Below are 26,367 nucleotides of genomic sequence, written 5' to 3' on the forward strand. Positions count from 1 at the left end.
CTGATGAGAGGACGCACCCTGACGCAGCTTACAGCCGGTTTTCTGTTAACCAGCGTAGTGGCTGCTACCCCCGCAACAGCGCAGAAGGCTGCTGCCAAAACCGATTTCCACCAGTGGGCCCCTACCCCGCCCCTGGGCTGGAATAGCTGGGACTGCTACGGACCTACTGTGACCGAAGCCGAGGTGAAAGCCAACGCCGACTACATGGCCCGCTACCTGAAAAGCAGCGGCTGGGAGTACGTGGTAGTAGATATCCGCTGGTACGTGGGCAACGACACGGCCCACGGCTACAACGAGAAAAACCCCGACTGGAACATCGACTCGTACGGCCGCTTCGTGCCGGCCCCGAACCGGTTTCCCTCGGCGGCGGGTGGCAAGGGCTTCAAACCTCTAGCCGACTACCTGCACGCCCGGGGGCTCAAATTCGGCATTCACATCATGCGCGGGGTGCCGGTGGTAGCGGTGCAGCGGCAGTTGCCCATCCTCGGCAGCAAGGCCACGGCCGCCGACATTTATTCCAAGGAAGGCCAAGCGGGCTGGCTCCACGACATGTACACGGTGGTGGCCGGGCGGCCCGGGGCCCAGGAGTACTACAACTCCCTGTTCCAGCTGTACGCCAGCTGGGGAGTTGATTTTGTGAAGGTTGACGACTTGTCCTCGCCCTACCACAAGCCGGAGGTAGAAATGATCCGGCGGGCTATTGACTTATCGGGCCGCCGAATTGTGCTCAGCACCTCACCCGGCGAAACGCCCATTACAGAGGCCAAGCACGTGCAGCAGCACGCCAACATGTGGCGCACCGTCGGCGACTTTTGGGACTCCTGGGAGCAACTCAAGGAGCACTTCGAGGTGTGCAACCGCTGGGCGCCCTACATCCGCCCCGGCGCCTACCCCGATGCCGACATGCTCCCGCTGGGCCGCATCGGCATTCGGGCCGAGCGCGGCGACGACCGGATGTCGCGCTTCACCCGCGACGAGCAGTACACGCTCATGAGCCTGTGGAGCATCTTCCGCTCCCCGCTCATGTTCGGCGGCGATTTGCCCAGCAACGACGCTTTCACGCTGTCTTTGCTCACGAACAAGGACGTGCTAGCCATGCACCGCACCAGCACCAACAACCGCCAGCTGTTTCGGAAAGACAACCTGATTGCCTGGACCGCCGACGACCCTAACACCGGCGACAAGTTCCTGGCCCTCTTCAACGCCCAGGATCAGGAACTAGCACCCGCCTCGGAAGCTGCCTGGGCCAGCGCCGTTATTACTCGCCAAACGCCCGGCCAGAGCCAGCCCGTAGACGTGGACATCAGCGGCGCATCCAAGCTCTACCTCAACGTGCGCGACGGGGGCGACGATATTGCCTGGGACCACGCCAATTGGCTGAACCCGGTGCTTCGCAACGGCTCCAACTCCGTGCTACTTACTTCTCTGCCTTGGAAAACGGCTTCCGCTGGCTGGGGCAAAGCAGCTGCGAACAAGAGCGTATCGGGTGCCGACTTGCTGGTGGCGGGCAAGAAATACGACCAGGGCATTGGTACTCACTCCAACTCGATGATTGAGTACGACCTGCCCACTGGCTTCACCCGCTTCCAAGCCACCGCTGGCCTCGACAATGCGGGCGCCGCGCAGAATACCGGCGGCACGCTGCAGTTTTTGGTCTTTACCAAAAACCCCTTCCGACCCATGCCCGCCGACTCCGCCCGCGTCTCCGTAGCACTGGCGCAACTAGGCCTAATGGGCCCCTGCACCGTCCGGGACTTGTGGACCGGCAAGACTACCACCGCCGCTACGGGAGAGTTTGCGCCCTACGTGCGCCGACACGGCGCCAAGCTGTACCGGATTTCAAAAACCAAGAAATAGAGCTGGCAACTACTCTCCTCTCCCTTCGGAGAGGGGTTTGGGGTGAGGCAAACTAGCGCTAAAAACTAAAGCCAGTAATCGTTCTGCTGTCCCTCAACCACCCCTGGCTCACCTTGCTTGATGCGCGACATTTTCAAGGAGGGGAACTAGCTGCCTAATTCTAGCTTCTTACCTCTACATCCTACCTTCCTATGAAACGCTTCCTTCCTTCCCTGGCCCTGCTCGGTTTGCTAAGCTCACCCGGCTTTGCCCAATCAATAAAACGGTCTGACTACCCCATCCAGGCGGTTTCGTTTACCAAGGTGAAGCTGGCCGATAACTTCTGGCTGCCCCGCCTCAAAACCAACACCGACGTGACCATTCCGGCCTCGTTTCAGCGGTGCGAGGCCACCAGTCGGGTCAAGAACTTTGAAATGGCCGCGGCCAAGTCGGGCAAGTTTGCTACCATCTTTCCCTTCGACGATACCGACATCTACAAGACCATTGAAGGCGCCTCGTACTCGCTTAAGCTCTACCCCGACGAGAAGCTGGACGAGTACATGGACGAGCTGATCAAGAAAGTGGCCGCCGCTCAGGAGCCCGATGGTTACCTCTATACCGCCCGCACCATCGACCCGGCTCACCCCCACGAGTGGGCCGGGCCGGAGCGCTGGGTAAAGGAGCGGGAACTAAGCCACGAGCTGTATAACTCGGGCCACCTATACGAAGCCGCCGTAGCGCACTACGAGGCCACGGACAAGAAAAGCCTGCTGAATATTGCCCTCAAAAACGCCGACCTGGTATGCTCCGTATTTGGGCCAGGCAAGCGCGGGGTAGCACCCGGCCACGAGATTGTGGAAATGGGCCTGGTGAAGCTCTACCGCGTTACGGGCAAGCCCGAGTACTTAAGCACAGCTAAGTTTTTTCTGGAGGAACGTGGCAAGTACAAAGGCTACGACCCCAAAAGCCCCGATGCGTGGCGCAACGGCTCGTACTGGCAGGACCACAAGCCCGTAGTAGACCAGCGCGAAGCCGAAGGACACGCCGTGCGCGCCGAATACCTGTACTCCGCCATGGCCGACGTAGCCGCCCTCACCGGCGACCAGAAGCTGCTAGCCGCCGTGGACAGCATCTGGCAGAACATGGTCAGCAAGAAGCTCTACGTGACGGGCGGCACCGGCGCCGTGCCCGGCGGCGAGCGGTTCGGGGGCAATTACGAGCTGCCCAACACCACGGCCTACAACGAAACCTGCGCCGCCGTGGCCAACGTGTACTGGAACCAGCGCATGTTCCAGCTCCACGGCGACGCGAAGTACGTGGACGTGCTGGAGAAAGTACTCTACAACGGGCTGATTTCGGGGGTAGGGCTCGATGGTAAGTCCTTTTTCTACTCCAACGCCATGCAGATCAAAAACAGCACGAGCTTCCCCCAGACCGAGCCCCAGCGCGCCGGCTGGTTTGACTGTTCCTGCTGCCCCACCAACATGGCCCGCCTGATGCCTTCCTTGCCGGGCTACGTGTACGCCCAGAAGGGCCATGACGTGTACGCCAACCTGTTCATCAGCGGCACTACCGATTTGAAAGTGAACAACAAGGCCGTGCGCATCACCCAGCAACACAACTACCCCTGGCAGGGCGACTTGAAGTTCACCATCAGCCCCGCCGCTACCACCGACTTCAACCTGCTGGTGCGCCTGCCCGGTTGGGCCCGCAACGAGGCCGTCCCCTCTGATCTGTACCGCTTCGCCACGACATCAGACCAGAAGGTAAGCATCACGGTAAACGGCAAGCCCGTGCAGTACACCACCCGCCAGGGCTATGCCGTGCTACCCCGCAAGTGGCGCCGGGGCGACGTGGTAGAAGTAAAACTACCCATGGACGTGCGCCAGGTAGTGGCCAACCCCAAAGTGCAGGACAACCTAGGCCGGGTGGCCCTGCAGCGCGGCCCCGTGGTGTACTGCGCTGAGTGGAAGGACAATAATGGCAAGGCTAGCAACCTCATCGTGCCGGCTGCTACCTCCTTCACTACCAATTACCAGCCCGAAGTACTTAACGGCATCATGCAGCTCCAGGCCACCGTGCCTGCCGTGCAAATTGATGCCGCTAACAACTCCATCAGCACCACCCGCCAGACCCTAACGGCCATTCCCTACTACGCCTGGGCCAACCGCGGCAAGGGCGAAATGGTGGTCTGGTTCCCCCAGCAAATCACCGACGTGGACCTGGTGTCGCGCCAGCCCAAGGAAGTAACCGTAGGAAAGTAACAGCCCGTTGTCATGCCGAGCAGCGCGAGGAATCTGGGTTTAGCTTCTGATGAGTAACTCAGATTCCTCGCGCTGCTCGGCATGACAATTATAGCTAGTATAGTCAATGCCCGAAGCTGGAATAGCGGCGGTTCCTACAGCTACTGTCCAGGAGCTAGTATAGTAGCTTGAAATCTGAGGGAGCAGGTTTTGCGTTAGCGTACGACCTCCTACCCCACAGCTTCCCGATGAACCCTCCCCCGCCTTGCCACTGGATGCAGCAGAACGAGCTGCTCCAAAGCTTCCATGACCACGAGTGGGGCGAGCCGGTTGCAGACCCGGACATTCTGTTTGAGTACCTGGTGCTCCACACCTTTCAACTAGGCTTCGACTTCCCGGTGGTGCTGCGGCGGCGCGAGGCGTTCCGGGAGTTGCTGGCGGGTTTCGACCCAGAGAAGCTGGCCCGGTTTAGAGAGGCGGAAGTAGAGGAGCTGCTACTGAACCCGCGCATCATCCGGAACCGCCGCAAGCTAGAAGCTACCATTCAGAACGCCCGCGCCTGGTTGCAACTCCGCCGGGAGGTAGGCGGCCAAGCGCAGCTTCTGCCCTTCTTTTACGCCTTTGTCGGGGGCAAGCCGCTTGATGTCCAGCGTAGCTCCGACAATCCACCGCCGGTTTCTACGCCGGCCAGCTTGGCCCTGAGCCAGGAGCTAAAGCGGCGCGGATTCGTCATGACCGGGCCGGTGACGTGTTACAACCTAATGCAAACCGCCGGCCTCGTCAACGACCACCTGACAAGCTGCCCGCGCCACGCTGAGTGTCGGCAGCTAGCCGCGGGGTAGCGCCCTTGTTTACAGCCTGATATGCCCCGGCTTTTGTTCTGCTTGCCGTAGCCTAGCCGATGCGGTGGCTGGTTGAAACGGTTGTGCTTGGCCGCGGACAGCAGGCTTTTTTCGGGTTTTTATAGGATGAATTTCCTGGACTTGTGCTTAACTTAAGTCTGGAACGCTGGTTACTGATCCATGCCCGCCGCAACTGCGGCGGCTGTGCCGCGTCTTTGTCCGCGTCTGGACTTTCCCCTGACCCTTTCCACTAGCTAGAGCTATGAACCCTGAACACGACACGCCCGGCAGCGGCCACGACGAGGCCCGCCGGAGCTTCCTGAAACAATCGTCGGTGCTGACGGCTATGGCCCTGGTGCCGGGGCCGTTGGTGCAGGCCGCCGCCCACGAGCTGGACGAGAAAGTGGCCGCCGTTTTTGAGAAGATTCCGCTGAAGCTGGAAGTAAACGGCGTTAAGCACAAGGCATCGGTGGAGCCCCGCACCACGCTGCTGGACTTCCTGCGCGAAAACCTCAACCTAACCGGCACCAAAAAAGGCTGCGACTACGGGCAGTGCGGGGCCTGCACGGTGCACGTGGACGGGCAACGGGTGAACAGTTGCCTAAGCTTCGCCGTGATGCACGAGGGTAAGAAAATTACCACCATTGAGGGCCTGGCCGACGGCGACAAGCTCCATCCCATGCAGGAGGCCTTCGTGAAGCACGACGGCTTCCAGTGCGGCTACTGCACCCCCGGCCAGATTATGTCGGCCGTGGCCTGCATCCGGGAGGGCAAAGCCGATTCGGAGGGCGAAATCCGGGAGTACATGAGCGGGAACATCTGCCGCTGCGGCGCTTACTCCAACATTGTGGCCGCCATTCAGGAGGTCAAAGGCGGCGGGCAAAAAGTATAACGACTCAGCATGAATCAGTTCCAATACGTCCGCCCTACCAAGCAACAGGCTGCCATTGATGCGGTAGCCAAGGATGCTACGGCCACCTTCATTGCTGGCGGCACCAACCTCGTTGACCTGATGAAGCGCGGAGTGATGACGCCCCAGAAGCTGGTGGACATCAACCGCCTACCCCTGACCCGCATTGACCACGACCCCGGCAAGCTGCGCATCGGAGCCCTGGCCCTAAACTCCACGGTAGCCGACGACAAGCAGGTGCGCGAACGGCAGCCGTTGCTGGCCCTGGCTCTGAACGCCGGCGCTTCAGCCCAGCTGCGCAACATGGCTACCATCGGGGGCAACATGCTCCAGCGCACCCGCTGCTCCTACTTTTATGACACGGCCATGCCCTGCAACAAGCGGGAGCCGGGCACGGGCTGCGGGGCCCTGGAAGGCATCAACCGCATGCACGCCATCTTCGGTTTTTCCGATAAGTGCATTGCCGTGCACCCCTCCGACATGAGCGTGGCCCTGGTGGCCCTCGATGCTACGGTGCAGGTGAGCGGCCCCAAGGGCAACCGCAGCATCCCCTTTGCCGAGCTGCACCGCCTGCCCGGCGACACGCCCCAGAAAGACACTACCCTGGAGCCCGGCGAGCTAATTACCGCTGTGGATATTCCGGATGGGCCTTTTACCAAGCACGTGCACTACCAGAAAGTGCGCGAGCGGGCCTCCTACGCGTTTGCCCTGCTCTCCGTAGCCGCGGCTCTGGACTTAGACAGCAACAACACCATTAAGGCCGCCCGCCTGGCCATGGGCGGGGTGGCCCACAAGCCCTGGCGCCTCACGGCTGCCGAGCAGGCCCTGGTAGGCAAGCCCGCCACCGAGGAAACCTTCCGGCAGGCGGCCACCGTGGCCATGCAAGGTGCCAAAGCCTTCAAGCACAACGCCTACAAGCTCACGCTGGGCCCCAACACCATCATTCAGGCGTTGAAAACCGCCGCTAGCGCCGCCTAACGCCCCGAACTCATGAACGAACAACCCAAGCCGAAAAAGCAGATCGGGGCGCCGATGAACCGGGTCGACGGCCACCAGAAAGTAACGGGCGCGGCTACCTACTCGGCCGAATACCAGTTGCCCAACATCACCTACGCCGTGCTGGTGGGTAGCACCGTCACGAAAGGTCGCCTCTCTGGCCTTGACACCAAAGCGGCCGAGCGGGCCCCGGGCGTGCTGGCCGTTATCAGCCACCTCAACGCTCCAAAGCCCCCGGGCCCCAAGCCCGAAGGCAAGGACCCCTCGCAGCCGCAAACCCAGGGCAACCCCCTGCAGGTGTTCAACGACGACAAGATTCGCTTCAACGACCAGCCCATTGCTGTGGTGGTGGCCGACAGCTGGGAGCGGGCCCGCTACGCCGCTGGGCTCGTGAAGGCGCAGTATGCTAAGGAAGCGCACCAAACCAACCTGGAGGCCAACGCCGACAAAGCCTTCTTGCCCACCGCAGCCAAGAAGAACCCCAAGAACCCGATGAACGACTACCAGCGCGGCCAGGTAGATGCCTACAAAACGGGCGCCGTGAAGCTGGAAAGCGAGTACGTGATTCCCACCGAAGTGCATCACCCCATGGAGCTGCAAGCCATTACGGCTCATTGGGAAGCGCCCGATCGGCTCACGCTTTACGATAAGACCCAGGGCACTATGGCTACCCGCCGCGACTTTGCCAAGCAGTGGGGCCTGCCCGAGGAAAACGTAAAAGTCATTGCTACCTACGTAGGCGGCGCTTTCGGCAACGCCCTGCACAGCTGGCCCCACGAGGCGGCGGCCATTTTGGCGGCCAAGGTGGTAAACCGACCCGTGAAGCTGATGCTGACCCGGGAGCAGATGTTCACGATGGTAGGCTACCGGCCTTACACCTGGCAAAAGCTGGGCATGAGCGCCACGCCCGATGGTAAAATCACGGCCATCACCCACGAGAGCATTGGTCAAACTTCTAGCTATGAGGAGTTTACTGAATCGACCTTGGCTCAGACGCGCATGATGTATCAGTCGCCGAACGTGACGACGCGCTACCGTCTGGCGGCCCTGGACATTGGTTCGCCCATCTGGATGCGCGGCCCCGGCGAGGCCACCGGCGCGTTTGCTCTGGAGTCGGCCATGGATGAAATGGCCTATATGCTGAACCTGGACCCGCTGGAGTTCCGCCTGCGCAATTACACCGACGAGGACCCGGAGAAGAACAAGCCCTGGAGCACCAAATTTCTGAAAGAATGCTACCAGCTAGGGGCGGACCGCATTGGCTGGAATAAGCGCCAGCTCAAGCCCGGCTCCCTGCGCGACGGGGACTGGCTGATTGGCTACGGCATGGGGGTAGGCACCTTCGGGGCGCACCGCGGCGCGGCCACCGTAGGCGCCCAGTTACTGCCCAACGGCACCGTACTGCTCCAATGCGCCACCACCGATATTGGCCCCGGCACCGGCACCGCCATGACCCAGATTGCGGCCGATACTTTGGGTATTTCACCCGATAATATTCGCTTTGAGCTGGGCAACTCGTCCTTCCCCAAGGCCGGCACTCAGGGCGGCTCCTCCACCGTAAACAGCGTGGGTCCGGCCACCCAGGAAGCCTGCCTGGCCCTGAAAGACAAGCTGCGCACCCTGGCTGGAGCGGCTTTCAGCACTGCCAAAGCGGAAGATATTACGTTCGAAGGCGGCCAAACGGTGATGCGCAATGATGCCAATGGCAAGCTGCCCTTGCAGATTAGTCTCCGCAACAACCCTAGCGTTAAAATATCCTACAGCGACATTCTACGGCAGAATGGACAGCAAAACGTTTCTGCAACGGTAGAAGCCAAGCCCGGCGGCGAGGGCCAGAAGTACTCCATGTACTCCTTTTCGGTGCATTTTGCGGAGGTGCGGGTACACCAGCTTACAGGTGAGGTGCGGGTTAGCAAACTGGTTTCCTGCGCCGATGCCGGCACCATTGTTAATGAGAAAACCGCCGGCAACCAGATGAAAGGCGGCGCCGTGGGCGGCATCGGCATGGCCCTGATGGAGCACGCCCGCATCGACGACCGATTCGGCCGCTACGTCACCAAAGACTTCGCCGACTACCACGTGCCCGTACACGCCGATTCGCCGGATGTGCAGGTGGCTTTCGTCAACCAACCCGACCCGCACGTGAATGCCTTGGGTACCAAAGGCATTGGCGAAATTGCCATTATTGGGGTAGCCCCCGCCATTGCCAACGCCGTGTTTAACGCCACCGGCAAGCGAATTCGGGAGCTGCCAATTACCCCTGATAAGTTGATTTAAGTTGTAGCAAGCGGCATTCTTACGAGAGTGCCGCTTGTTTTTTCAGCCTATGCAAATAATGGGGCTGGTGGAAGTTTGCGGGGCAGCTTTCCGGCTTACCAACGGAAACCAAGGACGAGCTAGCCGCCAGCGAAAACTTGGCAAGTTGAAAAACAGGTTAACGAACTGTGAGGAACAACCGTAAGGGGTAGCTGATCAACCTTAGCTACTACCTGTATGAACCAACCACAAACAAACTCCGCAGCCGGCTCCGATACGAATTCGAATGGCTCCCTGCTGGATCAGGCCCAGCAACTCATTGGCAAAGACAACTTAGGCGGCCTGCTCAACCAGCTGGGCCCCTCGCTAAAGAAAGCCAGCTCCAGCATCGGTAAGCTCAGCACTACTCAAAAAGTGGTAGGCGGAGCCCTTATCCTGATTGGAGCCGCCGTGCTCACCAACCGCAGCAAGAAAGGCGCCGCTAGTGAGGGCGACGAAACCAGCACCCTGCGCGAGCTGCTCTATTTTGTAAATGACCGGATTGAGGGCTACCAGCGGGCCGTAGACGAAAGCCAGGATGCCCAGCAGCGTGGCTACTACAAGCAGCTCGTCAGCCAGAGCCAGCGCTTTGCCAACCAGCTAAACGACCACCTGCGCGAGCTAGGCGGCGGCCGCGAAACCAGCACCACCCTCAAGGGCAAGCTCTACCGCCGCTGGATGGATGCCAAAGCCGCACTGACCGGCGCCGACGAAAAAGCCATTCTCGGGTCTAACATCTACGGCGAAGAGTGGGCTCTGAAAGCCTACGAGGACGCCCTCAGCAGCCAGACCCTAACCGGCTCCCTGCGCCTGGAAGTAGAACGCCAGTACGCTCAGTCGCAGAAAACGTACGAGGAACTGAAGAAGCGCCAGGCTCAGCAATAGAGCACCACTTCCCCAACTAAGCCCCTTGATGAACGGTAGCAGCTACCATTCATCAAGGGGCTTTTGCGTGCCCAAACCCAAGGCTATTGAACACATTATGATTTTTATATATAGTACATTACACCCAACCCAACAGGGTAGGTAAGCATACACTCACCGGGCAGATTTTAGCTTTATCCTGGGTAAGTAACTGCTGGTTTGTTAATAAAAAGCAAACCAACGTATTAAGATTACGGGTGTGCTGTAAGTGTATGCTCCTACGCGGGAAAATTGCGTTGCAGGCTGCAACGGACCCATATGTAAGGCCCGCGTGTGTAGTAAGTGTATAAGCCTTGGCTTACAGCCCTTTATTATGCTTTGCAAGGGGTTAATAATGCTTGGATTCTCGACAGAAGGAATAATACATTGGCGGTAGCTAGACGGGTAGAATCCCTGTGGTGTGGCATTTTTCACACGATACGCGGGCTTTGTTTTTTGCTGCTGTCTACGTTTCGCGCCTTCTTATTCCTTTCTTCTATGAGTACATCCCGCCGTGCTTTTGTAAAGTCTGCCGGCCTGCTTTCGGCAGGTGCTTTTCTGGCTCCTTCCCTAGTAGCTGCCGCTGCTTCCGCCCCCAAGTCTTACATCGGTCTGCAGCTATACACCGTCCGCGACGCCATGCAGAAGGACCCGGCGGGTACGCTGGCTCAGGTGGCGCAGTTAGGCTATACTTCCGTGGAGGGCGCTACCTACACGGGCAGCCAGAACTTTTACGGCATGACGGCGGCCGCCTTTGCCAAGCAGCTTAAGCAGGCAGGCCTGATCATGCCCAGCAGCCACTACCGCCTCGGCGAGGAGCAATACCAAAACCAACCGGTACAGGGCACCATGCTCTACGGTTGGGACAAAGCCGTGGACGATGCGGCCCAGGCCGGGGTAAAGTACATGGTGTGCGCCTACCTCTCGGAGGCGGAGCGCGGCAACCTCGACCACTACAAGTTGCTAGCCGACCGCCTGAACAAGGCCGGAGAACGGTGCAAGAAGGCCGGTCTGCAGATGTGCTACCACAACCACGACTTCGAGTTTATGCCCCTGGAGGGCCAGGTGCCCTACGACGTGCTGCTCCGCGCCACCGACAAGGACTTGGTGAAGATGGAGCTGGACCTGTACTGGGCCACCAAAGCCGGCAAGGACCCCGTGGCCCTGTTCCAGCAGCACCCTGGCCGCTTCCCGCTCTGGCACGTGAAGGACATGGACAAGACGCCCAAGCGCGACTTTACGGAGGTAGGCAGCGGGGTCATCGACTTCAAGCGCATCTTCGCCCAGGCCGGCAAATCGGGCATGAAGTACTTTTTCGTGGAGCAAGACCAGACGCCCGGCTCCCCCTTCGACAGCATCAAGAAAAGCATCACCCACATCAAGCGCACCCTGGTATAAAGCAGGTGCTGCTTGTTGGTTTATTCCACCTGAAAATCAGCCACTAACAAGCCGCACCTACCCGCCGGAAACTGCGCTACCTTAATTCCCACAAGTACATGGCAAATAACACGTACGATGCAATTGTCATCGGCTCCGGCATTTCGGGCGGCATGGCCGCCAAGGAGCTGACGGAGAAGGGCCTGAAAACCATCATGCTGGAGCGGGGCCGCAACGTAGAGCACATCAAAGACTACGTGAATGCCAACGCAGCGCCCTGGGAGCTACCCCACCGCGGGGGCAAAACCCAGCAGATGATCAAGGACTACCCCGTCCTGGGTCGGGACTACACCCTGAACGAGAGTAACCTCGATTTCTGGGTAAATGAGAAGGAAAGCCCCTACGTGGAGGTCAAGCCCTTCGACTGGTTTCGGGGCTACCAGGTGGGCGGCCGCTCCCTGATGTGGGGGCGGCAGTCGTACCGCTGGAGCGACTATGACTTTGAGGCCAACGCCAAGGATGGGGTAGCCGTCGACTGGCCCATCCGCTACAAGGACCTGGCGCCCTGGTACAGCCACGCCGAGCGGTTCGCGGGCATCAGCGGCAACCGGGACGGCCTACCCCAGCTCCCCGATGGCGACTTTATGCCGCCCATGGAAATGAACTGCGTGGAAAAAGACGTAGCGGCCCGCATCAAGAAAAACTACAAGGACCGCCACATGGTGATTGGGCGCACGGCCAACATCACCAAGCCCCATAACAACCGCACCAACTGCCAGTACCGCAATAAGTGCTGGCTGGGCTGCCCCTTCGGAGCCTATTTCAGCACCCAGTCGGCCAGCTTGCCAGCGGCGGTGGCCACGGGCAACCTCACGCTGCGGCCCCATTCCATTGTCACGCGCATCCTCTACGACAAGGACACCAAGCGGGCCAAGGGCGTGGAAGTGCTCGACGCGGAAACCAACCAGACCTACGAGTACTTCGCCAAAATCGTCTTCCTCAACGCTTCGGCCCTGAACTCGGCCTGGGTGCTGATGAACTCCGCCACCGACGTGTGGCCCGAAGGCCTGGGTAGCAGCAGCGGGGAGCTGGGCCACAACGTAATGGACCACCACTTCCGGGTGGGGGCCCACGGCGAGATGCCCGGCTACGAGGACAAATACGTGTACGGGCGGCGGGCCAACGGCATTTACGTGCCGCGCTTCCGCAACTTGTTCGGCGACAAGCGCGACTACATCCGGGGCTTTGGCTACCAGGGCGGAGCCGGCCGGGAAGGCTGGAGCCGGGAAATTGCCGAAATGAGCTTCGGCGGCGACTTCAAGGACGCCCTCACCGAGCCGGGCCAGTGGACCATGGGCCTGGGAGCCTTCGGTGAAACCCTCCCCTACCACGACAACCGCATCTTCCTCGACAAAACCAAGAAGGACAAGTGGGGCCTGCCGGTGCTGGCCATGGACGCTACCATCCGCGACAACGAGCAGAAAATGCGCATCGACATGATGCAGGATGCCCAGGAAATGCTGGAAAAGGCGGGCCTCAAAAACGTAAAAACCTACAACAACGGCTACAACATGGGCGGCGGCATCCACGAGATGGGCACCGCCCGCATGGGCCGCGACCCGAAAACCTCGGTGCTCAACCAGTACAACCAGGTCTGGGATGCGCCCAACGTGTACGTCACGGACGGGGCCTGCATGACCTCCGCGGCCTGCCAAAACCCCTCCCTCACCTACATGGCCCTCACGGCCCGCGCCGTCGACCACGCGGTGGGGGAATTGAAAAAGCAAAACGTCTAATATCAGCCTGTTATGAACAGAAGAGACGCAGTAGCCCGGGTGGCCCTCATCATGGGTGGCACCCTCATCGGGGGCGACTATTTCCTGACCAGCTGCTCCTCGCCCGAGGCGGAGAAAGAGAAAAAGGCCACGGTTAAGAAGCAGGAAAAGCCCTTTCTCAGCCAAGAGCAGGTAGCCTACCTCAACGAAGTGGGCGAAACCATTCTGCCTACCACCAAAACGCCCGGCGCCAAAGCTGCCGACGTGGGCTCCTTTATGGCCGTAATGGTGAAAGACTGCTACAAGCCGGAAGACCAACAGATTTTCCTGAAAGGCTTGACCCAGCTGGAGCAGGCCAGCCAAAAGAAAAACGGCAAGGGTTTTATGGAGCTGGACCCGGCCCAGCGCACGGCCCTACTCACGGCCCTCGACGCGGAGCAGAAAAACTATAGCAAAACCAAAACCCGGGAGGCGCCCAACCACTACTTCCGCATGATCAAGGAACTGACCTTGTTGGGTTACTTTACCTCCGAGACAGGCAGCACCAAGGCCCTACGCTACCTGCCCGTGCCAGGCAAATACGATGGCTGCGTGCCGTATAAAAAAGGCGACCGGGCCTGGGCTACCACCTAGGGGCCGGGTAGCATCGCGTGCCCTCGCTCCAGCCTTGAAAAGCAGCATTTATCTGTCATTCCGAGCAGCGCGAGGAATCTGGATTACTCACAAGAAGCTGACCCAGATTCCTCGCGCTGCTCGGAATGACAGCCTAAACATCGTCAGCAACAATTGAGACGCGAAGTGTTGCGTCTCTACTATCAGCAGATACAAAGAATGATCTGCGTACTTGAATAGCATGAAATTACGATTAGGCATGATTGGCGGCGGACAAGGCGCATTTATTGGCGCGGTTCATCGTCATGCCGCCGCCCTGGATGGCCTCTACGACTTGGTAGCCGGCGCCTTTAGCAGCAACCCCGAAACCTCCCGGGCCAGCGGGCAGCTGCTGGGCCTGGCGCCGGAACGCGTCTACGGCTCGTTTGAGGAGCTGATTTATGGGGAAAAGCAACGGCCGGAAACGGAGCGGGTGCAGGTGCTGTCCATCGTGACGCCCAACCATTTGCACTTTGCCCCCGCCAAGCTAGCCCTGGAAAACGGCTTCCACGTCATCCTGGATAAGCCTATGACATTTTCCCTGGCCGAGGCCAAGGAGTTGCAAGCCGTGGCGGAAGCCAGCAACTGCCGCTTCTGCCTGACGCATACCTACACCGGCTACCCCATGGTAAAGGAAGCGCGGCAGCTGGTAGCCTCCGGCGAGCTGGGCACCATCCGCAAGGCCTACGTGGAGTACCCCCAGGGCTGGCTTAGCACCTTTGAGGAAGGCGGCAGTAACAAGCAGGCCGCCTGGCGCACCGACCCCGCCCGGAGCGGCGTGGCCGGGGCCATGGGCGACATTGGCACTCACGCCTTCAACCTGCTAGAATATGTGACTGGCCTACAGGTTAGCCAGCTGTGCGCCGACATTAACACGGTAGTACCCGGCCGCCAGCTCGATGACGACGGGGCCGTGCTGCTTCGCCTCTCGGGCGGAGCCAGTGGGGTGCTGGTAGCTACCCAGGTAGCGGCCGGCGAGGAAAACAACGTGCGCCTGCGCGTGTACGGCGAAAAAGGCGGGCTGGAATGGCAGCAGGTTGATGCCAACACCCTGCTGGTGAAGTGGCTGGACCGGCCCACGGAAATCCGCCGGGCGGGCACGGGTTACGTCAGCTCCTACGCCCAGCACAACACCCGCACCCCGGCCGGCCACCCCGAGGGCTACCTCGAAGCCTTCGCCAACCTCTACCGCAACTTCGCCCTGAGTTTGCAAGCCGACCTAAGTGGCACTACCGCCCCGCCCGAAGCCCTGGACTACCCTAGCATTGCGGAGGGAGTGCGCGGCATGGCCTTCATTGAAAACGTCATTGCCTCGGGCCGCTCCGAGCAAAAGTGGACTCCGTTTAGCTGTTAGCTGATAGTTGCTGGCTGTTAGCTCTTATGACAAAACAGCCCGTAGCCATCAGCTAACAGCCATCAGCTAACAGCTAAACCATGAAAACCATCAAGGGACCTGCTATTTTCCTGGCGCAGTTCATTTCCGATCAGCCCCCATTCAACAGCTTGGAGTCCATCTGCCAGTGGGCTAGTAGCCTGGGCTTTAAAGGAGTACAACTCCCAACCCTAGACAGCCGCTTTATCGACCTGCAGCTGGCCGCCGAGAGCAAAACCTACGCCGACGAGCTAAAGGGCAAAGTGCAGGCGGCGGGGCTGGAAATCACCGAGCTTTCTACCCACCTGCAAGGCCAGTTGGTGGCCGTGAACCCCGCCTACGACCAGCTGTTCGATGGCTTCGCGCCGGAAGCGGTGCGGGGCAACCCCCAAGCCCGCCAGGAGTGGGCCGTGCAACAGCTCAAATACGCCGCCAAAGCTTCCCAAAACCTGGGACTGACGGCTCACGCCACCTTCAGCGGGGCCCTGCTCTGGCCCATGGTCTACCCCTGGCCCCAGCGCCCGGCCGGCATCGTCGAAACTGGTTTCACGGAGTTAGCCCGGCGCTGGCTACCCATCCTGAACACTTTCGATGCGTGCGGCGTGGACGTGTGCTACGAGGTGCACGCCGGCGAGGACCTGCACGACGGCATCAGCTACGAAATGTTTCTCGACAAAGTGCAGCAGCACCCGCGCGCCTGCCTACTCTACGACCCCTCCCACTTCGTGCTCCAGTGCCTGGACTACCTCGAGTACATTGACATTTACCACGAGCGGATTCGGGCCTTCCACGTCAAGGACGCCGAGTTTAACCCCACGGGCCGCCAGGGCGTGTACGGGGGCTACCAGAGTTGGCTCGACCGGGCCGGCCGCTTCCGCTCCCTCGGCGACGGGCAGGTCGATTTCAAAGCCGTTTTCAGCAAAATGGCCGCCTACGACTTTCCCGGCTGGGCCGTGCTGGAGTGGGAATGCGCCCTGAAACATCCCGAAGATGGGGCCCGCGAAGGGGCCACCTTCATCCAGAACCACATTATCCGCGTCACGGACAAAGCCTTTGACGATTTTGCGGCGGCTGGCACCGATGAAGCCCGCAACAAAACCCTGCTTGGTCTTTAACTACCCTGATTCCTTTCCATGAAAAACGCCATCCTACTCCTCAGCTTCTGCGCTAGCCTGGCCGCCTGCGGCTCTGGTTCCGAAAAGCCTGCTGCCAAGGAAGACTATACCCTGGCCGATACCGAAGAAACGTTGGACACCGACAGCACCACCGGCTCCAACGTAACGGCCGTGGCCCACCAGCCCCAGATAGATACCAACTCCACCAAAATCGGCACGGCCCCAACCGGGGGCGCGGTAGCCAAGGGTGCCAAGCTAATTGAGGGCGCCGACTGCACGGGTTGCCACCGCGAAAACGAGAAGCTGCTCGGGCCCGCCTACAAGGCCGTAGCCGAAAAATATCCTGCCACGGCCGCCAACGTCAGCATGCTGGCCGGCAAGGTCATAACCGGCGGCAAAGGCAACTGGGGCGACATCGCCATGACCCCGCACCCCGGCTTGTCCAAAGCCGACGCCGAGGAAATGGTGCGTTATATCCTGACTCTGAAGTAGTTTCAGAATACACGTAACATACCACGCCCAAAGGCTTGCCACGCCTAAAAGGCCATAAAGCAAGCAAATCGTGGCATGCTGAGCTTGTCGAAGTATCTCTGCCGCTTCGGCCTCACGATAGGAGTTAGCCAGAGGTAGAGATGCTTCGACAAGCTCAGCATGACAAGACCACGTGCTTTTCAAATACTACTGTTCTAGATAGTCAGCCTTTTCCTTCCCCTATTCCTACCGCTTATGAATACCACTACCCGGATTAAGCTGTCCATCATGATGTTCCTGGAGTTTTTCATCTGGGGCGCGTGGTTCGTGACGCTGGGGACCTATTTGCTGCGCAACCTGAGCGCCTCCGGCACGCAGGTAGGGGTAGCGTTTCTGACCCAGTCCATTGGGGCCATTGTGGCGCCGTTTATCATCGGGCTAATTGCCGACCGGTTTTTCTCGGCCCAGAAGATTCTCGGGGTACTGCACCTGGCCGGGGCGCTGCTGCTCTGGCGCGCCTCCACGGCCCCCGACTTCAGCTCCTTCTACCCGAGCATCCTGACCTACATGATTTTGTACATGCCCACGCTGGCCCTGGTCAACTCCATTGCGTTTCGGCAGATGCAGAATCCGCAGAAGGAGTTTGCCACCATCCGGGTGCTGGGTACATTGGGCTGGATTGTGGCCGGCCTAACTATTGGGTGGCTGAATTGGGAGCAGAGCGGTAGCCTGCAGGCTACCTTCCTGATGGCGGCCGGCGCTTCGGCCCTGTTGGGGTTGTTCAGCTTTACGCTGCCCGCTACCCCGCCCGTGAAGCGCGGTCAGGCCAGCTCCCTGGGCGATATGCTGGGCCTAGATGCCATCGGCTTGCTGAAGAACCGCTCCTACCTTATCTTCTTTCTGGCCTCCATTGCCATCTGCATTCCGCTGGCCTTTTACTACGGCTTCACCAACCCCTTCCTGAACGAAGTAGGCATGAAAGCCGCCGCCGGCGTGCAGAGCTTGGGGCAAGTATCGGAACTGCTGTTTATGCTCTTGATTCCGGTGTTTTTCAGCCGCCTGGGCGTGAAGAAAATGCTGGCCATTGGCATGCTGGCCTGGGTGCTGCGTTACGTGTTCTTTGCCTACGGCAATGCCGAAAGCAACTACTGGATGTTGATTGTGGGCATTGTGCTGCACGGTATCTGCTACGACTTCTTCTTCGTAACGGGCCAGATTTACACTGATAACCTAGCCGGGGAACGGTTCAAAAGCTCGGCCCAGGGCTTTATTACCCTGGCTACCTACGGGGTAGGCATGCTCATCGGCACCCTGCTTTCGGGCCGCATCTTCGACAACTACCAGACCCCCGGCGGCACCCACGACTGGCGCATGATCTGGCTGATTCCGGCCGCCATTGCGGGAGGTGTAGTGCTGCTGTTCCTGCTCATGTTCAAGGACCGCGCCCAGCCCCAGGCCACTGAACAGGCCTCCGTTGATGCGGCTCCCACGTTGGCAACCCAAGCTACCTAGTCCCATGAGCACCTGGAACCGCCGCTCTGCACTTAAAGGTCTGCTCACTACTACGGCCGCCGTCGGAACCCTGGGTATTGGCAGTGCCTGCGCCCCCGATGACAAACGAGCACAAGCGCTTACTACCTTGAAAAACAGCTTCAAGCACTCTGTGTGCCGCTGGTGCTTCCAGGACCTGCCCTTGGAGCAGCTTTGCGCAGCCGCCAAGGAAATGGGCATCCAGGGGATTGACCTGGTGGGGCCCAAGGACTGGCCGACGCTGAAGAAATACGGCCTCGATTCGCCCATGTGCAACGGCGCCGAAATCAACCTCACCGACGGCTTCAACGACCCACGGTTTCACGCCCAGCTACAGAAGCAGTACGCCGAGATGATTCCGCGGGTAGCCCAGGCCGGCTACACTAACCTGATTTGCTTTAGCGGCAGCCGCCGGGGCCTTTCGGATGAAGCCGGTTGGGCTAACTGCGTGCGGGGCCTGCAGCCCCTGGTGAAGCTGGCCGCCCAGCACAAGGTAGTGCTGGTCATGGAGCTGCTCAACAGCAAAATCGACCACAAAGACTACCAGTGCGACCGAACCGCTTGGGGCGTGGAGCTGGCCAAGCGCCTGGGCTCCGAAAACTTCAAGCTGCTCTACGACATCTACCACATGCAAATCAATGAGGGCGACGTGATTCGCACCCTCACGGAGTACCACCCCTACATTGCCCACTACCACACGGCCGGCGTACCGGGCCGCCACGAAATCGGGGACAGCCAGGAGCTGAACTACCCGGCCATTATGCGCGCCATCAAAGCCACCGGCTTCCAAGGGTACGTGGCCCAGGAGTTCATGCCCCAGCAAGCCGATAAGCTGGCCTCCCTGCGCCAAGCCATTCAGCTGTGTGATGTATAATGTCATTCCGAGCGTAGCGAGGAATCTGGGTTCATATTTCAGGAGATAAATCCAGATTCCTCGCTCTGCTCGGAATAACCCGTTCAACTGACTTCCATCGACTTCCTACCTGCCCTGCTTTCTATGAAGCCTGCTGTCCTCGTTTCTGCGTTTCTGCTTAGCACTCCCCTCATGACTCAGGCCCAACAAACCGGCAAACCCGAAGCCACCGAAGTGTGGGAGCCCGTGCCAAAAAGCGTAGCGGCTACTCCCAGTTTCCCACCGCCACCCGCTGACGCCCTGGTGCTATTTAATGGCAAAGACCTAAGCCAGTGGGTGTCAACGGAAAACCGCGCTGCGCCGGCCAAATGGAAGGTAGCGGGCGGGTTGCTGACGGTGGACAAGGCCAACGGCAACATCGAAACCAAACAGACTTTCACTAATTACCAGCTGCACCTGGAATGGCGCATTCCGGCTACCATTGAAGGCACTGGCCAAGTGCGCGGCAACAGCGGCGTGTTTCTGGCTTCCCTGGGCAAGGGCGACCTAGGCTACGAGCTGCAGATTCTGGACTCCTACCAGAACAAAACCTACGTGAACGGCATGGCCGGTAGCATCTACAAGCAGCACGTGCCCCTGGCCAACCCCGCCCGCAAGCCCGGCGAGTGGCAGAGCTACGACGTACTTTGGACAGCTCCCGTTTTTAAGGCCGATGGCTCGGTGCAGGCGCCAGCCCGCGTGACGGTGCTTTTCAACGGGGTAGTGGTGCAGCATAACGTGGCGCTTTCGGGGCCAACGCTTTACATCGGGCAGCCCAGCTACCAACAAGCCCACGGTCCCACTCCCATCAAGCTCCAGGCGCATGGCGATAAAAGTGAGCCCATCAGCTACCGCAACATTTGGGTGCGAAAACTGTAATAGTACCCGGTTAGGTAGCCTCCCATTACTGGCTATACGTAAGCGCTGCCCGCCGTAAGGTTATCCTTATGGCGGGCAGGCGCGTAAAAGCCCGGGTAGTTTCGTTGCGGAGCGCCAAAGGGATAAGCCACCTTTTGCAGGTTTTCGGGGCTGGCTTCCTGAGCCGTACTCTCTTTGGCTGTATTTGTTAGCGTGCGTCTTGTATATGGTACCTTTCCCTGTTTCTGCCGGACAAGACCTTCCCTTGGTTGAATTGGAATACGAGTTGCACCTGTTTGTAGTGGGTAGCACCGCCAAGTCCTTGCGCGCCCTAGCCAATATTCAGCGTATATGCGCGCAGTATCTCTCGGGCCGACATACCCTGGATGTGGTTGACCTGAATGAACATCCCGAGCGTGCCGGCCAGGAAAGCCTGCTTGGTATTCCCTGCCTGGTGAAAAAACGGCCGGGCTTGGTTCGTCAGCTGGTGGGTGATTTATCGGATCAGGAGCGGGTGCTGAAGGCCTTAAGTTTAGAGTAACGCGCGCAATTACCTGGGGTGTGCGTGCTGCTGCGCTACCCAGGCTACGGAGCAACGAGGGGCGGGCTCGGCCGGAGCTTTTTGCGGGTTTACAAGTTTTTTGTGGCTCACTTGCCGTCTGGGTTGTTACTTGCCACGGGAGCACCGCCTGTTCTCTGTGAAGGCACCACTTTATGGCCGTTAAAAAGCAGCAAACTTCCCTTCGAGACTTAGCCCAACAGCTGAACCTGTCCACATCCACCGTCTCAAGGGCCCTGGCCGACCACCGGGATATTGGGGAAGCCACCAAAGAGCGAGTGCGGCGCCTGGCCCAGGAGCTGAACTACCGCCCCAACCAACTGGCCGCGGCCCTGCGCAAAGGCCACAGCAAAACTCTCGGCGTCATTGTGCCCCACATCAAGGGCTACTTTTTTCCGGCCGTTATGAATGGCATTGAGAAGGTAGCCACCCGCGAAGGCTTCAACGTGCTGCTGTGCCAGTCCAACGAAGACGTCCGGCGCGAGCAGCGCAACATTGAAACCCTGCTGGCGGCCCAGGTAGAAGGCATTCTGATGTCGGTGTCGGCTACTACCCTCGACCAGGTGCAGCACTTTGAGCAGGTCCGGCGGCAAGGCACGCCGCTGGTATTCTTCGACCGGGCCCCGGATTTGCCTCGCAGCATGGCTGTGGTGCTCGATGACTTCCAGGGGGCTTACCAGGCCGTACGCCACCTGATTGAGCAGGGCTGCACCCGCATTGCCCACCTGGCCGGCCCCCAGCACCTGAACACCAGCCGCAACCGTTTTTTAGGCTATAAAGCTGCCCTGGAGGCTCACGGCCTACCCTTCGACGAGCAGCACGTGTATTCCCTGCCGGCTTTAACCCACGACGCCGGCCGGCTGGCCATGCAACACCTGCTGGCCCTGGTGCCGAACCTGGACGGGGTGTTTGCCGCCTACGCCATTCCCTCCGTTGGGGCCCTGGAAGTGTTGCGGGAGAAACCCGTGCGCGTACCCCAGGACATTGCCCTGGCCTGCTTCAGCAACGAGCCCTTCACTACCATGACGGAGCCCCACCTGACGGTAGTAGACCAGCGGGCGGAGCAAATGGGCGAAACGGCCGTGCGCCTGTTTCTACAGCTGCTCAAGCGCGGCCCAGCCTACGAACCGCCCCACCTCATTCTAAAGCCCGAGCTTATTATCCGCACTTCCTCCCTGCACCGTTCGCGGGAGCCGCAGCCGGCACATTAAGCCGCCGCTGCCGAGTCCTTTTTACTTTCACTTTCTTATTTCTTTTACTCTGCGTATGAGTTCTGAACTGTCCAAACCACAGGTATTTCAGCAGATTGAAGCGCAGCTCCAGCAGCAGGGCTTTGGCATTACCCAACGAGACCAGACGCGCCCCTGGGGCGGCTTCTTCGTTATCGATGAGAACCAGGCCCAGCAATTCGCCGACACGTATTTCGACGGCCTGTCGGTGGATGACCTACGCATTTCGGGCAAGCTTAGTCCCAAGGTGTTACTGGTAGCTCCGCACCAGCGCCTCTCGTGGCAGTATCATTACCGCCGCGCCGAAATCTGGCGGGTAGTAGAAGGCACGGTGGGCATCATCACCAGCCCGACTGATGAGGAAGGCGAGTTGAAAACTTACGGCCCGGGCGAGCAAATTACCCTGCAGCAAGGCGAGCGGCACCGCCTCATTGGCCTCGATGGCTGGGGCACCATTGCCGAGATATGGCAGCACACCGATGCCAGCCAGCCTTCCGACGAAAACGATATTGTGCGCGTTCAGGACGATTTCGGCCGCTAAGCTGTTCAACGCCTTTGTGCTCAGGGCCGCCTACCCCGCGGCCGGGTAGGCAGGTTAGGCTCTTTCGGTTTTCGTTTCGCACGCATTGCCTTCCTTGTTAGCGTTGGGCCTGCTGCTCGCGCTTTCGACGAAACGCCAGCCGCAGGCCCAACTTCCAGGCGGACCGCTTCTGAACTGGGGGCGTTGGCAGCATTTTTCACCTGTTTGTGGCTCCTTTTCAATCCCGCTTCTCGTTTGTGAGGGCTGCCCTACCCCAGGAGCCGCTGCAGCAACTGCTGTTTCTGGGCCGGTGGGGGCTGATCTGCGCTGTCGTGGGCCTGTTGGTGGGTTCGGCTTCGGCCTTCTTCCTGCTGGCTCTTGATTACGTTACGGCATGGCGAGAGGCGCACCCCGCTGTTATCTGGCTGCTTCCCGCCGGGGGCTTCCTGGTGGGGGCTACCTACCACTACTGGGGGCAGCAGGTAGGTAGCGGCAACAACCTGCTTCTGGAGGAAATTCATAACCCACGGCGGGTGATACCGCTGCGCATGGCGCCGCTCGTGCTATTCGGGACGCTGGCCACGCACTTGTTCGGCGGCTCGGCCGGGCGCGAAGGCACCGCGGTTCAGCTAGGCGGTACCCTGGCCGACCAACTCACGCGCCTGCTCGGCTTGCGCCCCCGCGACCGTAAAATTCTGCTGATTGCGGGTATCAGTGCCGGGTTTGCCTCGGTGTTCGGCACGCCCCTGGCGGGGGCCTTGTTCGGGCTGGAGGTTTTTCTGATTGGCGCCATCCGGTATGAGGCCATTGGGCCGAGCTTTCTGGCCGCCATCCTTGCCGACCTGGTTACGCGCGCTTGGGGCGTGGGTCACACCCCGTACCCGCAGTTGGAAACCGGGGGGGTCACCGCCCTAAATCTCCTGCTGACTGCCGGCTGCGGGCTACTGTTTGGCCTTGTGGCCCGCAGCTTCGCCGCCCTCACGCATCTGGTTAGCCGCTGGTTTGCCCAGATTTCCTACCCTCCGCTACGGCCCGCTCTGGGCGGCTTGCTGGTGGCGCTGGCCGTGGCTGCGCTTGGTACAACCAAATATATCGGCCTGGGCATTCCTACCCTTGTGGCTGCTTTCCAGACCCCGCTTCCACCCCAAGACTTCCTGCTCAAACTGGCGCTGACGGCCCTTACTTTGGGGTGCGGCTTCAAGGGCGGAGAGGTTACGCCGTTGTTTTTTATTGGAGCAACCCTGGGCTCAGCCCTGGCGGTGGTGTTGCCGCTGCCCGTGGCCCTGCTGGCCGCCATGGGTTTTGTGGCCGTGTTTGCGGGAGCAGCTAACACGCCGCTGGCCTGTACCTTCATGGGGCTAGAGCTGTTTGGCGCCCAGGCCGGGGTGTACCTGGGCCTGACCTGCGTGGTAGCGTATTTATTCTCGGGGCACACCGGCATCTATGGGGCGCAGGTGGTGGGGCAAGCCAAGCACCGACGCTTGGTCCGGGAGCAAAATCAGCGGCTACGTGACCTTGCCTCCGCGCGCCAACGGGGCCTACCCAAGCCTCCTGCGTAGTACTTGCCCCCGTAGGGCGGGCGTAGTTTATGCGCGCTCCTACCCCTCTACTGCTCCCGCTGCTAGTTGCGGTGTAGCGCACTTAGTAACCTCAACAACAGCTTTATGCAAGTAGGAATCGACAGTTTCGCGGCCGCCCTTCTAGATAATGGGACCGGCACTACCCTTACTCGCTCCGAAGCAATGGGGCAGCTGCTCGACCGGATTGAGCGGGCCGATCAGGTGGGTCTGGACGTATTTGGTATTGGGGAGCATCACCGGCCGGAGTACCTTGACTCGGCAACGGCGGTTATTCTGGCCGCGGCCGCCGCCCGCACCCGGCGCATTCGCCTGACCAGCGCCGTTACGGTGCTCAGCGCGGCAGACCCGGTGCGGGTGTTCCAACAGTTTGCTACCCTCGACCTTCTTTCCCAGGGACGGGCCGAGCTGGTGGTGGGCCGGGGCTCTTCCATTGAAGCCTTCCCGCTCTTTGGCTTCGACCTCGACGACTACGACGCCTTATTTACCGAAAAGCTTGATCTGTTGCTCGCCATCCGGGCCCAGGAGCGCGTGCACTGGTCCGGCCGGTTTCGGCCCGCCCTGACGGGGCAGGGCATCTATCCGCGCCCCCTGCAACAGCCGCTGCCCGTGTGGGTGGGCGTGGGAGGTACGCCCCAATCCTTTGCGCGCGCCGGTACGCTGGGCCTGCCCCTGATGGTGGCCGTTATTGGGGGTGAAACGCACCGCTTCCGCCCCCTGGTTGATTTGTATCGGGAAGCAGGAAGGCGGGCTGGCCACTCGGCTGAGCAGTTGCAGGTGGGCCTGCACTCCCTGGGTTACGTGGCTCCCACAACCGAACAAGCTCAGCAAGAGTTTTATCCGGGCTATGCCCGCACGTTTACCAGTCGGGCCCGGGAGCGGGGCGGCTCCCCCGTAACGCAGGCGCAGTTTATGGCCCAGGCGGGCCCGCTGGGAGCCTTGCTGGTTGGTAGCCCCGAGGAAGTAGTGGCCAAGATTCTGCGCCACAGTGAAGCGCTGGGCGGCATTTCGCGGGTCACCTTCCAGATGGACGTGGCTACCTTGCCCCACGACAGCCTGCTGCGCGCCATTGAGTTGCTTGGTACGCGCGTGGCCCCCCTGCTGCGGGCTGCTGCTCCGGCCGGGCCGGAAAGCTAGAACTAGGCAAATCAAGCGAAGCGCTAGGTAATGGTTGCTGCCGCCACAGGCCCGGCAGCCGCTATGAGAGGGGCGTGAAAAAGACCGTAACAGTCGCTGATTTGAATATCTTGGTAGCTTGCCTCCCTACCCCTCACTTATGCACGATACAAGTCTGATCCAGCTTATCAGTTTACTGGCTGTCTTTATTTCGTGTTTGCTGGCCGTGTTTCTACTGACTGTCAGCACGAAAAACCGCCTGAGCAATGTGCTGTTCAGTGCGTTTATCCTGCTGAATGCAGCCGATATCAGCTCCTGGTTTCTGAACGATTTTTTGCAGCGCTACCCGGCAGTGCTCCTGTTTAAAATCACCCTGAACACGCTAATCAACCCCGCCTACTACCTATATGTGTTGGCGGTTTGTTACGCTGATTTCCGGTTCCGGGCCAAGCACTGGTGGCACCTGCTGCCCTTCGGCCTCCTTACCCTTGTACTGCTGCCGCGGTTTTATCTGACCGATTTCGAGGCCCAAACAGCGTTTCTGCACCAGTTTGGGGCAATGCCCGAAATTATCTTTAGTCGGGTACTAGGGCATTTGCAATTCGGGTTCTATACCGTTGCCGCCTTTCGCACCCTGCGGCGCTACCGGCGCACCTACGCGGAGAATTACGCTAACCCCTCCAGCATCACCTACCACTGGTTGTTTCGCTTAACCCTGATCCTGACGTTTTTGCACGTTCTGGTACTGGTAAAACAAGCTTTGCGCTTTACCTCCTACCAGGAGCTGTTCACCGGCATGGAAGTGTGGGTGGGGCTCAATGCCACAGCCATGATGTGCTGGTGCGTACTCAAGGCCCTGCACCACCCCGAGCTTTTTCGCAGCATCGATTCAACCATCAAGCCCTTGGCAGAGGCCCCGTGCCCAACCCCAGCTACTGGGCCAGCCGCCCGAAGCCCAGAAATCGAGGCCCAGATTACCCGACTCCGGGCTTACATGGAGCAGGCAGAGCCCTACCTCAATGCGGAGCTAACCGTGCAAGAGTTGGCCCGGCAGGTCAACATGCCCGTGCGCGAACTGTCCTGGTTAATTAATCACCATTTAAATCAGCACTTCTTCGACTTTGTGAATGAGTACCGCATCACCAAGGCCCGGCACCTGCTGAAAGACCCGGCCCAGGGCAAAGTGACAGTTCTGGAGGTGCTCTACGCGGTTGGCTTCAACTCGAAATCCTCCTTTAACACCTCCTTCAAAAAGCACACTGGCCTAACTCCAACCCAGTACCGCACGGCCTAGGTGCAG

At 59.9% G+C, this 26,367-nt stretch carries 22 protein-coding genes; all 22 read left to right on the forward strand.

The genetic code is table 11. The annotated features are described in order from the left end of the window. Window positions 1-3: 3 nt before the first annotated feature. The gene (locus MWH26_RS11050; RefSeq protein WP_247974328.1) at window positions 4-1,857 is read left to right on the forward strand and encodes a beta-L-arabinopyranosidase; all 1,854 of its coding nucleotides are present in this window, start codon (window positions 4-6) and stop codon (window positions 1,855-1,857) included. Between the two features lie 191 nt (window positions 1,858-2,048). Beyond that, window positions 2,049-4,100 carry a glycoside hydrolase family 127 protein gene (locus MWH26_RS11055; RefSeq protein WP_247974329.1) on the forward strand — a complete coding sequence of 684 codons (2,052 nt, stop codon included), beginning with the start codon at window positions 2,049-2,051 and terminating at the stop codon, window positions 4,098-4,100. 227 nt (window positions 4,101-4,327) lie between these two features. After that, window positions 4,328-4,921, forward strand: a complete 594-nt coding sequence (locus tag MWH26_RS11060) for a DNA-3-methyladenine glycosylase I (protein WP_247974330.1) — start codon at window positions 4,328-4,330, stop codon at window positions 4,919-4,921. Between the two features lie 262 nt (window positions 4,922-5,183). Continuing rightward, complete coding sequence (locus MWH26_RS11065) at window positions 5,184-5,813, forward strand: (2Fe-2S)-binding protein (protein ID WP_247974331.1); 630 nt, start codon at window positions 5,184-5,186, stop codon at window positions 5,811-5,813. A gap of 9 nt (window positions 5,814-5,822) precedes the next feature. Further along, window positions 5,823-6,809: an FAD binding domain-containing protein gene (locus tag MWH26_RS11070; RefSeq protein WP_247974332.1), complete on the forward strand. Its 987-nt coding sequence runs from the start codon at window positions 5,823-5,825 to the stop codon at window positions 6,807-6,809. A 12-nt stretch (window positions 6,810-6,821) separates the two neighbouring features. Next, window positions 6,822-9,104 (forward strand): xanthine dehydrogenase family protein molybdopterin-binding subunit, encoded by a 2,283-nt coding sequence (locus MWH26_RS11075; RefSeq protein ID WP_247974333.1) that lies wholly within the window; start codon window positions 6,822-6,824, stop codon window positions 9,102-9,104. A gap of 216 nt (window positions 9,105-9,320) precedes the next feature. Continuing rightward, complete coding sequence (locus tag MWH26_RS11080; RefSeq protein WP_244696677.1) at window positions 9,321-10,007, forward strand: ferritin-like domain-containing protein; 687 nt, start codon at window positions 9,321-9,323, stop codon at window positions 10,005-10,007. Between the two features lie 516 nt (window positions 10,008-10,523). Beyond that, complete coding sequence (locus MWH26_RS11085; RefSeq protein WP_247974334.1) at window positions 10,524-11,423, forward strand: sugar phosphate isomerase/epimerase family protein; 900 nt, start codon at window positions 10,524-10,526, stop codon at window positions 11,421-11,423. Window positions 11,424-11,521: 98 nt separating this feature from the next. Continuing rightward, window positions 11,522-13,198: a GMC oxidoreductase gene (locus tag MWH26_RS11090; RefSeq protein ID WP_247974335.1), complete on the forward strand. Its 1,677-nt coding sequence runs from the start codon at window positions 11,522-11,524 to the stop codon at window positions 13,196-13,198. A 12-nt stretch (window positions 13,199-13,210) separates the two neighbouring features. Then, window positions 13,211-13,810, forward strand: coding sequence for a gluconate 2-dehydrogenase subunit 3 family protein (locus MWH26_RS11095; protein ID WP_247974336.1), 600 nt, complete (start codon window positions 13,211-13,213; stop codon window positions 13,808-13,810). 220 nt (window positions 13,811-14,030) lie between these two features. Continuing rightward, window positions 14,031-15,182 carry a Gfo/Idh/MocA family protein gene (locus MWH26_RS11100; RefSeq protein WP_247974337.1) on the forward strand — a complete coding sequence of 384 codons (1,152 nt, stop codon included), beginning with the start codon at window positions 14,031-14,033 and terminating at the stop codon, window positions 15,180-15,182. 80 nt (window positions 15,183-15,262) lie between these two features. Beyond that, window positions 15,263-16,315 carry a sugar phosphate isomerase/epimerase family protein gene (locus tag MWH26_RS11105; protein ID WP_247974338.1) on the forward strand — a complete coding sequence of 351 codons (1,053 nt, stop codon included), beginning with the start codon at window positions 15,263-15,265 and terminating at the stop codon, window positions 16,313-16,315. A gap of 18 nt (window positions 16,316-16,333) precedes the next feature. Further along, window positions 16,334-16,807 carry a c-type cytochrome gene (locus MWH26_RS11110; protein ID WP_247974339.1) on the forward strand — a complete coding sequence of 158 codons (474 nt, stop codon included), beginning with the start codon at window positions 16,334-16,336 and terminating at the stop codon, window positions 16,805-16,807. Window positions 16,808-17,041: 234 nt separating this feature from the next. Next, a complete protein-coding gene (locus tag MWH26_RS11115) occupies window positions 17,042-18,298 on the forward strand; it encodes a nucleoside permease (protein WP_247974340.1) in 1,257 nt (418 codons plus the stop codon). 4 nt (window positions 18,299-18,302) lie between these two features. After that, entirely contained in the window at window positions 18,303-19,190 is an 888-nt protein-coding gene (locus MWH26_RS11120) for a hydroxypyruvate isomerase family protein (RefSeq protein ID WP_247974341.1), read from the forward strand. 123 nt (window positions 19,191-19,313) lie between these two features. After that, window positions 19,314-20,087: a 3-keto-disaccharide hydrolase gene (locus MWH26_RS11125; protein ID WP_244696685.1), complete on the forward strand. Its 774-nt coding sequence runs from the start codon at window positions 19,314-19,316 to the stop codon at window positions 20,085-20,087. A gap of 205 nt (window positions 20,088-20,292) precedes the next feature. Next, on the forward strand, window positions 20,293-20,607 hold the full coding sequence (locus tag MWH26_RS11130; protein ID WP_247974342.1) for a circadian clock KaiB family protein: 315 nt from the start codon (window positions 20,293-20,295) through the stop codon (window positions 20,605-20,607). A 173-nt stretch (window positions 20,608-20,780) separates the two neighbouring features. Next, complete coding sequence (locus MWH26_RS11135; protein WP_247974343.1) at window positions 20,781-21,836, forward strand: LacI family DNA-binding transcriptional regulator; 1,056 nt, start codon at window positions 20,781-20,783, stop codon at window positions 21,834-21,836. Window positions 21,837-21,891: 55 nt separating this feature from the next. Continuing rightward, window positions 21,892-22,395, forward strand: coding sequence for a cupin domain-containing protein (locus MWH26_RS11140; RefSeq protein WP_247974344.1), 504 nt, complete (start codon window positions 21,892-21,894; stop codon window positions 22,393-22,395). A gap of 206 nt (window positions 22,396-22,601) precedes the next feature. Beyond that, window positions 22,602-23,933, forward strand: coding sequence for a voltage-gated chloride channel family protein (locus MWH26_RS11145; RefSeq protein ID WP_247974345.1), 1,332 nt, complete (start codon window positions 22,602-22,604; stop codon window positions 23,931-23,933). Window positions 23,934-24,038: 105 nt separating this feature from the next. Continuing rightward, complete coding sequence (locus tag MWH26_RS11150) at window positions 24,039-25,088, forward strand: Atu2307/SP_0267 family LLM class monooxygenase (RefSeq protein ID WP_247974346.1); 1,050 nt, start codon at window positions 24,039-24,041, stop codon at window positions 25,086-25,088. Between the two features lie 139 nt (window positions 25,089-25,227). Next, window positions 25,228-26,361, forward strand: a complete 1,134-nt coding sequence (locus MWH26_RS11155) for a helix-turn-helix domain-containing protein (protein ID WP_247974347.1) — start codon at window positions 25,228-25,230, stop codon at window positions 26,359-26,361. Window positions 26,362-26,367: the final 6 nt, after the last annotated feature.

Source organism: Hymenobacter sublimis, from assembly GCF_023101345.1.
GTDB lineage: Bacteria > Bacteroidota > Bacteroidia > Cytophagales > Hymenobacteraceae > Hymenobacter > Hymenobacter sublimis.